Source organism: Streptomyces sparsus, from assembly GCF_054776295.1.
Genome location: NZ_BAAHCA010000935.1, coordinates 1 through 1,888, shown reverse-complemented (window position 1 = coordinate 1,888; position 1,888 = coordinate 1). Strand labels below are relative to the sequence as shown.

At 72.7% G+C, this 1,888-nt stretch carries 1 protein-coding gene; it reads right to left on the bottom strand.

Translation table 11 applies throughout. The features are described from left to right. The coding region (locus ACYVE9_RS25075) for a condensation domain-containing protein (RefSeq protein ID WP_461030177.1) at positions 1-1,888 on the bottom strand (1,888 nt) is incomplete at both ends.

Sequence of the window (1,888 nt, the reverse complement as noted above, 5' to 3'; positions counted from 1 at the left end):
CCTGGGGCCGCGGCCGGTCGGTGGGCGGCTCGAACGGGCGCAACCCGGTCAGGGCGTCGTCAGGTCCGGGCCCGGCGGGCCGGCCGGGCAGCGCGGAGAGCGGGACGTCCGCGTCCTCCGTCACGGCCCACAGCAGGTCGACCCAGGACCGAGCGAGGTCGGCGACCGTGCTCCGGTCGAACAGGTGGGTGCTGTACTCGACCACCACGTCCAGGTCGTCCGCACCAGCGCGTTCGCCGACGACCACCGACAGGTCGAACTTGGACGTCCCCGGCGGCAGTCCCGGGAAGAGCGGGCCGCCCTCCTCGTCGACGGCCGGGCCGAACAGGCTCTCGCCGAAGACGAAGTGCGGAGGCAGGGTCTGGTGGACGTACATGACGTCGAAGATCGGATTGCGGGCCGGATCGCGGTCGGGCGCGATCTCGCGGACGACGGCGTCGAAGGGGATCTCCTGGTTCTCCAGGCCCTCGATGACGTCGGTGCGTACGCGCCGCAGCAGTCCGCGGAACCCCGGGTCGCCCGACAGGTCCGCCCGCAGCGCGATGGTGTTGTTGAAGAAGCCGAGCAGGCCCCACAGTTCGGGGCGGGTGCGTCCGATGGTGGGGGTGCCGACCACGATGTCGTCCTGGCCGGACCACCGGGACAGCGTCATGCTGAGGCCGGTGAGCAGCACCGAGAAGAGAGTGGCGGACTCCGCGACCCCGACCGCGCGGAGCCGGTCGACGAGCCCGGGCGGGAGGGTGAGGCTGTGCGCGGCGCCGGCGTAGTCCCTCCGCGCGGCGCGCGGGCGGTCGGTGGGCAGCGTCAGCACAGGGGGGTCGGTAAGCCGTTCCTGCCAGTACCGCAGCTGGCCTTCGAGGAGTCCCCGGTCCATCAGTTCGCGCTGCCAGTGGGCGTAGTCGCGGTACTGGACGGGCAGGGGCTCGAACCGGTGCGTCCGGCCCTCGCGGCGGGCCTCGTAGAACTCCATCAGTTCGCGCATCAGGATCTGGGGGGCCCAACCGTCGTTGACGGCGTGGTGGGTCAGCCAGCAGAACAGGTGGTCGTCGGGGGCGAGCCGGATCAGGGTGACCCGGACCAGCGGGTCGCGTTCCACGTCGAGGGAACGCTGGGACTCGGTACGGAGGATCTCGCGGGCCGTCCGCTCGGCGTCGGGCCGTCCGGTCAGGTCCTCGAAGCGGAAGAAGTCACCGAGTTCGGAACGGACGGAGAGCCGTGCGCGGCCGTCCACGGAGACGAAGTTCGACCTCAGCGCCTCATGCCGCTCGGCCAGGTCCTCCCAGGCGAGGCGCATGGCGTTCGCGTCGATCGGGCCGCGGTGGCGGGAGGCGCCGGGAAGGTTGTAGAGGGTGGTGCCGGGGTCGAGCTGGTGGTGGAACCACATGCGCTCCTGCCCGTACGAGAGCACCTGCGCGTCGGTCCGCCGGATCGGCGGGAGCGCGTCTCCTTCAGGGGCCTCCGGTGCCGGTGCGGAGGGCACGGCCGTGGTGCCGACGGTCGGCCGCCGGGTCTCGACGGCGGCCGCCAGGTCGGCGACGGTGGGGTGGTCGTAGATGTCGATCATGCGCAGCCCGATCCCGTAGCGCTGCTCGACGCGTTTGAGGAGGAGCAGGGCGATGATCGAGTTGCCGCCGAGGGCGAAGTAGTCGTCGCCGGGGGCGACGGCGTCCGCGTAGAGCAGCTCGGCGAGCGTTTCCCGCAGCCAGGGCAGCACGTCGGAGGAGCCGGGACCGGTGGGCTCGGTGGGGGCGGGGGGCTCGGTGGGCGTGGTGGGGGCGGTGAGCTCGGCGTGGACGGTGGGGGCCGTGGGGATGGTGGGGGTGGTCGGCGTGGTGGGCGCCGTGGACGCGGCAGACGTGACGGCCTCCGCGGGAGCGGCCGGAACAGC